Raw genomic sequence first — 5,821 nt, 5'->3', positions numbered from 1 at the left:
TCGCTGACGAACGCGTCGCGCACCCAGGAGGTGAAGTCGTTCCACAACCCGGTCAGCAGAGCCACCCCGACGGCGATGAGCAGGATGCCGCCGAACACCTGGATGGCGCGGGTGCGCCGGCGGAGCCACCCGAACGCCGTCACCGCCCACCCGGAGCCGAACGCCAGCAGCACGAAGGGGATTCCCAACCCCAGGCAGTAGGCGACCACCAGTGCCACTCCCCGCGCGACGCTGGCGCCGTCGGTGGCCGAAGCGACGGCGATGACGCCGGTGAGCGTGGGCCCCAGGCAGGGCGTCCAGCCCAGGCCGAAGACCGCACCGAGCAGGGGCGCTCCGGCCAAGCCCGCCCACTGCCCGGGGGTGAAACGGGCCTGCCGTTGCAGCGCCGGGATGAAGCCGATGAAAGCCAGGCCCATGATGATCGTGACGATCCCGCCGATGCGTTGCAACACAACCTGATTGGCGATCAAGGTGGTCGTCATGCCCAGCACCGCGACGGTGCCGAGGACGAACACCACGGTGAAACCCGCAACGAACAGCAGCGCCGAACCGGCGACCCGCCACCGCCGGCGGCCACCCGGGGCCGGGGCGTCATCCGATGCCCCCGCGACGGCGGCAAGGTAGGACAGATAGCCCGGCACCAGCGGAACCACGCACGGCGAGGCGAAGGACACCAGCCCGGCCAGCACACAGAGTCCCAGCGCCAACAGCAGCGGCCCGGCCGCCGCGGTCTCGGCCAGACCGGTCACGGCTTGCTCTGTGTCGGTTTACCTGGGCCTGGTTCGGCGGCCAGTCGTCGCACCACCGGCAGCAGGTCCTCGGCGAGCAGTTCGCGGAGGAACACCGCCGCCACCCGGTGCTCGCGGTCCAGCACCACCGTCGAGGGGATCACCGTGGCGGGGTACTTGCCGCCGAAGGCGATCAGGGTGCGCATGGCGGGGTCGTAGATCGAGGGGTAGGTGACGTTGCGGTCGGTGACGAAATCCCGCGGGGCGTCGATGTCGTTGTCGCGCACGTCGATCCCCAAAACCGCCACCCCGTCGTCGCGGGTGGCGTCGTAGACCTTCTGCAACTGGGCGACCTCGGCGCGGCACGGTCCGCACCATTGCCCCCAGACGTTGAGCACCACGACCCTGCCGGCGAAGTCTTCGAGCGAGATGGTGCGCGCGGTGTCCATCAGATCGGGCCCGGACAGCGGGCCCGGGGCGCCTCGGGACGACGGCGGGTCGTAGGTGATGTCGGTCCTGCCGCCGGGTGCGACGAACTCGAATGTCCCGCCCTGAGCGACGGCGTCGTCGCCGGTGGAGCAGCCGGCCAACAGGATGGCAGCCAAGCTGACCGTCATCCGGGTGGGGACGCGCAGGCGTTTCACCGTCCGGCGAGCTCCGCGTAGCCCCAGCCGACGTAGTCGTCGCCGTCGAAGTAGAACGACGTCACCGACGCCAGGTTGCACATTCTCTTGGTCGGAAAGTGGTGCAGCGTATCGGAATTCATCGCCCGGCGCAGCGTCTCGACGGGAAGCTGATGACTTACGCACACCGCCTCGTGGCCGGTGGCCCTGATCCTGGCCCGCTCGACGGCGGCGCGCATCCGCACCGCGATCTCCGCGTAGGGCTCGCCCCAGGTCGGAGTCCGGGGGTTTCGTAGATGCCACCAGTTGCGCGGGTCGCGCAGGGCGCCGTCCCCGGGCGAGACCTTCTCGCCCTGAAAGACGTTGTGCGACTCGATCAGCGATTCATCGACGTCGACGATCAGACCGTGCCGGGCCGCGATCGGCGCGGCGGTCTCCTGGGCCCGCTCCAACGGCGAGGCGACCACGTAGACGACATCACGCAGGGCCAGCCAGTCGGCGACGGCCTGCGCCTGCGCCTGCCCGCGCTCGGAGAGGTGGTAGTCGGGCAGCCGCCCGTACAGGACGCCCTCGGGGTTGTGCACCTCGCCGTGGCGCATGACGTTGACTACGGTCCGGGCGCTCATGACGGCGTAGCCTCCGCTGCGGCCCGGGCGGCGGCGGGCAGGGCAGCCGCGATCCGCTCGAAGGCGTCGTCATCCAGAGCCGCTGAGACGAACCAGGTTTCGAACGCGCTGGGCGGGGCGTACACCCCGCCGTCGAGCAGTCCGTGGAAGAACGGCGGGAACCGGAACGTCTGGCTGGCGCGGGCAGTGGCGAAGTCGGTGACGGGTTCCCCGGTGAAGAAGACCGACAGGAAATTCCCGGCCCGCGCCACCCGGTGAGCCACACCGGCGTCCGACAGCGCCTCGGACAGCAGCCCGGCCAACCGGTCGGCGTTGGCGTCCAGGGCTTCGTACACCGCATCGTCGGCGTGCCGGAGCGTGGCCAGTCCCGCCGCCACCGCCACCGGATTCCCGGACAGGGTGCCGGCCTGATAGACCGGCCCCAGCGGGGCCAGCCGTTCCATCACATCGGTGCGCCCGCCGAACGCCGCGGCCGGCAGACCTCCGCTCATCACCTTGCCGAAGGTGAACAGGTCCGCGTCGACCGGATCGATTCCGTACCAACCGGATCGGCTGATCCGGAATCCGGTCATGACCTCATCGACGATGAGCAGTGCTTCGTGCTCGGCGGTGATCCGGCGCAGCGCCGCGTTGAAACCCGCCAGTGGCGCGACAGCGCCCATGTTGCCCGGGCAGGCTTCGGTGATCACCGCGGCGATGCTGTCACCGAATCTCGAGAACGACTCCTCCACGGCGGCGACATCGTTGTAGGGGAGGACGATCGTGTCGGCGGCCGTCGCGCCGGTGACCCCGGGCGAAGAGGGCAGTCCGAGCGTGGCCACCCCGGACCCGGCGTCGGCCAGCAGTGCGTCGACGTGGCCGTGGTAGCACCCGGAGAACTTGACGATCTTGGGCCGGCCGGTGAACCCGCGAGCCAAACGCACGGCGCTCATGGTGGCCTCGGTGCCGGAGTTGACCAGCCGCACCCGCTGCACGGGAGGGACGCGGGCGGCGATCTCGCCGGCCAGGTCGGTCTCGCCGGGGGTGGGCGCCCCGAATGACAGCCCGTCGGCCGCCGCGCGCTGCACCGCCTCCACCACCGCCGGGTGGGCGTGGCCGAGGATCATCGGCCCCCATGAGCAGACCAGGTCGACGTAGCGGTTGCCGTCGGCGTCGTGCAGCCAGCAGCCGTTGGCGGAGGTGATGAAGCGCGGCGTGCCGCCGACGGCGCTGAAGGCCCGCACCGGCGAGTTCACCCCGCCGGGAATCACCGCGCAGGCCTCGTCGAACAGCTTCGCCGAGACGGTCACCTGCTCCCTCATGCCCACCAGTGTCCCAGCAGTTATCGCGCCCATGGCCGCGAGGGTGCGAGTGTGACGAAGGTCCCTGTGGGAACGGCTCCCGGGCAGGTGTCAGCGGAAGCGCTTGAGTCGCAGGCTGTTGGTCACCACCAGCACCGAGGAGACCGCCATCGCGGCGCCGGCGATCATCGGATTGAGCAACCCGAGTGCCGCCAGCGGGATGGCGGCGATGTTGTACCCGAAGGCCCAGAACAGGTTCTGCTTGATGATCCGCAGTGTCCGCGCGGACAGCCGTAGCGCCGTGGGGACCGTACGCAGATCACCGCGCACCAGGGTGATGTCGCCGGCCTCGATCGCGGCGTCGGTGCCGGTGCCCATCGCCATGCCGATGTCGGCGGTGGCCAGCGCGACGGAGTCGTTGACTCCGTCGCCCACCATGGCCACCCGGCGGCCGGCATCCTGCAGCCGGGAGATCACGCCGGCCTTCTCGGACGGCAGCACCCCGGCGATCACGTCGGCGGGGGCGATCCCGACCTCCGCGGCGACCCGCCCGGCTACCGCCTCGTTGTCACCGGTGAGCAGGATCGGGGTGATCCCCAGCGCCTTGAGCTCGGCGATCGCCGATGCGCTGGTGGGCTTGACCGAGTCGGCCAGTCGGATGACCCCGCGTTCGCGGCCCTCCCAGCTCACCGCGACGCTGGTGCGGCCGTCGCTGTCGGCGGCACGCTCCACCCGGACCGCGACCCCGTCGACCACGCCGCGCACCCCGGTGCCCGGCTCGTTGGCGAAGCCCGAGACCGCCGGGACGACCAGGCCCCGCTGCCGGGCCGCGGCGACGATCGCGGCGGCGACCGGGTGTTCGGATGCCGATTCCACCGCGGCCGCCCGGGACAGCACGACTCCGGCGTCCTCCCCGGGGCCGGCCTCGACACCCTCGACGCTCATCACGCCGGTGGTGACGGTCCCGGTCTTGTCCAGTACGACGGTGTCGATGCCGTGGGCGGTCTCGAGCACCTGCGGCTCTTTGATGAGGACGCCGAGTTGGGCGCCCCGGCCGGTTCCGACCAGGATCGCGGTCGGGGTGGCCAGGCCGAGCGCGCACGGGCAGGCGATGATGAGCACCGCCACGGCGGCGGTGAACGCGGCAGCCGCCGAATGCCCGGTCAACAGCCAGCCGGCCGCTGTAACCGCGGCGATCACCAGCACCGCCGGGACGAACACCGCCGAGACGCGGTCGGCGAGTCGCTGGATCGAGGCCTTCCCGCTCTGCGCGTCGGCGACCATGGCAGCCATCCGGGCCAGTTGAGTGTCCCCACCGACTTTTTTGGCGCGCACCAGGATTCGCCCGTAGGTGTTGACCGCGCCGCCGAGCACCTCGTCGCCGGGGCGGACCTCGACGGGGACCGATTCGCCGGTCATCGCCGAGGCGTCCAGCGCCGAGGCGCCGTCGACCACGACCCCGTCGGTGGCGACCCGTTCGCCGGGTCGCACCACGATGACGTCCCCGACCGCCAGCGTGTCGACTCCGACCCGCACCTCCGCGCCGTCGCGCACCACGGTGGCGTCCTTGGCGCCCAGCGACAACAGCGCCCGGAGTGCCGAACCCGCGGAACGCTTGGCCTTGGCCTCCGCGTAGCGACCGGCGAGCAGGAACACCGTGACCGCGGCGGCCACCTCGAAATAGACGTGCCCCTGACCGTGACGGCCATGCCCGACCCCGGTAGCCAGGACCACCAGCGACCACAGATAGGCCGACAGGGTGCCCAGTGACACCAGGGTGTCCATCGTCGAACTGCGGTGCCGCGCGCTGTTGAGCGCGGCCTTGTGGAAGGGGTATCCACCCCAGAACACGATCGGCGTGGTCAACGCCAGCGCCACCCACTGCCAGCCGGGGAACTGCCAGGGCATCACCATCGAGAGGGCCACGACCGGGACGGCGAGCACCGCGGATCCGATCAGTCGGGACCGCAACTGTCCGGCGGGTACGTCGTGGCTCATGTGGTCGTCGTGGTCGTCGTGGCCGGCATCGCGTTGGTCGTGGTGGTGGTTGATGACCTCGGCCCGATAGCCACTGGATTCCACCGCGCGCACCAGGTCGTCCCGGGTGATGAGCGGGCCGTGCTCGACATGGGCCTGCTCGACGGCGAAGTTCACCGATGCCCGCACCCCGTCGAGCCGATTGAGGCTGCGCTCCACTCGGGCCGCGCACGAGGCGCAGCTCATTCCGGAGAGCCTCAGGTCGGTGGTGGTCGTTGGACTGGTCATGCCGCCAACTATACCCCCAGGGGGTATCAGCGTGCCACCAGGTACCCCAACGCCCCGCAAAAGCCGGCCTTGACCGCCAGCAGCGCCCGGAACGGCAGCCCGGCCACCCCGAGACCGCCCAGCAGGGCGCCGGTGGCGGCGCAAGGCTCGTCGCAACGCGACGACGCGCACGCAGCCACCCGGATCCGTGGGACGTAGGTTCCGTATTCTTCGTCGGGGAGGATGGCGAGTACGCGCCCGGCCTTGCGCCGCCGAGCACGCCGCTACCCTCGACGATCCCGAGCGGCCCCCACCGGCCG

General features: G+C 71.0%; 6 protein-coding genes. All 6 read right to left on the bottom strand.

Features of this window, described 5'->3' with window-relative positions:
- Positions 1–749 (bottom strand): cytochrome c biogenesis CcdA family protein (locus tag ADBZ5U_RS13850; RefSeq protein ID WP_526811124.1); only part of this gene is annotated, 749 nt, incomplete at its 3' end.
- On the bottom strand, positions 746–1,345 hold the full coding sequence (locus ADBZ5U_RS13845) for a TlpA disulfide reductase family protein (protein ID WP_526811127.1): 600 nt from the start codon (positions 1,343–1,345) through the stop codon (positions 746–748). The genes ADBZ5U_RS13845 and ADBZ5U_RS13850, both read right to left, overlap by 4 nt.
- 23 nt (positions 1,346–1,368) lie before the next feature.
- On the bottom strand, positions 1,369–1,977 hold the full coding sequence (locus ADBZ5U_RS13840) for a histidine phosphatase family protein (RefSeq protein ID WP_526811122.1): 609 nt from the start codon (positions 1,975–1,977) through the stop codon (positions 1,369–1,371).
- Positions 1,974–3,284: a glutamate-1-semialdehyde 2,1-aminomutase gene (gene hemL / locus ADBZ5U_RS13835; protein WP_526811125.1), complete on the bottom strand. Its 1,311-nt coding sequence runs from the start codon at positions 3,282–3,284 to the stop codon at positions 1,974–1,976. The genes ADBZ5U_RS13840 and hemL overlap by 4 nt, the downstream gene beginning before the upstream one ends.
- Positions 3,285–3,368: 84 nt before the next feature.
- A complete protein-coding gene (locus tag ADBZ5U_RS13830; protein ID WP_526811120.1) occupies positions 3,369–5,522 on the bottom strand; it encodes a heavy metal translocating P-type ATPase in 2,154 nt (717 codons plus the stop codon).
- A 26-nt stretch (positions 5,523–5,548) separates the two neighbouring features.
- Positions 5,549–5,701 carry a hypothetical protein gene (locus ADBZ5U_RS13825; protein ID WP_526811118.1) on the bottom strand — a complete coding sequence of 51 codons (153 nt, stop codon included), beginning with the start codon at positions 5,699–5,701 and terminating at the stop codon, positions 5,549–5,551.
- Positions 5,702–5,821: the final 120 nt, after the last annotated feature.

Source organism: Mycobacterium sp. (genome assembly GCF_040398885.1).
GTDB lineage: Bacteria > Actinomycetota > Actinomycetes > Mycobacteriales > Mycobacteriaceae > Mycobacterium.
The sequence above is the reverse complement of the archived record's forward strand: the minus strand, read 5'-3'. Positions and strand labels throughout refer to the sequence as shown.

Coding starts and splice junctions, on each gene's coding strand:
- ADBZ5U_RS13845 (WP_526811127.1), bottom strand. CDS start 1,345: ATGACGGTCAGCTTGGCTGCCATCCTGTTGGCCGGCTGCTCCACCGGC.
- ADBZ5U_RS13840 (WP_526811122.1), bottom strand. CDS start 1,977: ATGAGCGCCCGGACCGTAGTCAACGTCATGCGCCACGGCGAGGTGCAC.
- ADBZ5U_RS13830 (WP_526811120.1), bottom strand. CDS start 5,522: ATGACCAGTCCAACGACCACCACCGACCTGAGGCTCTCCGGAATGAGC.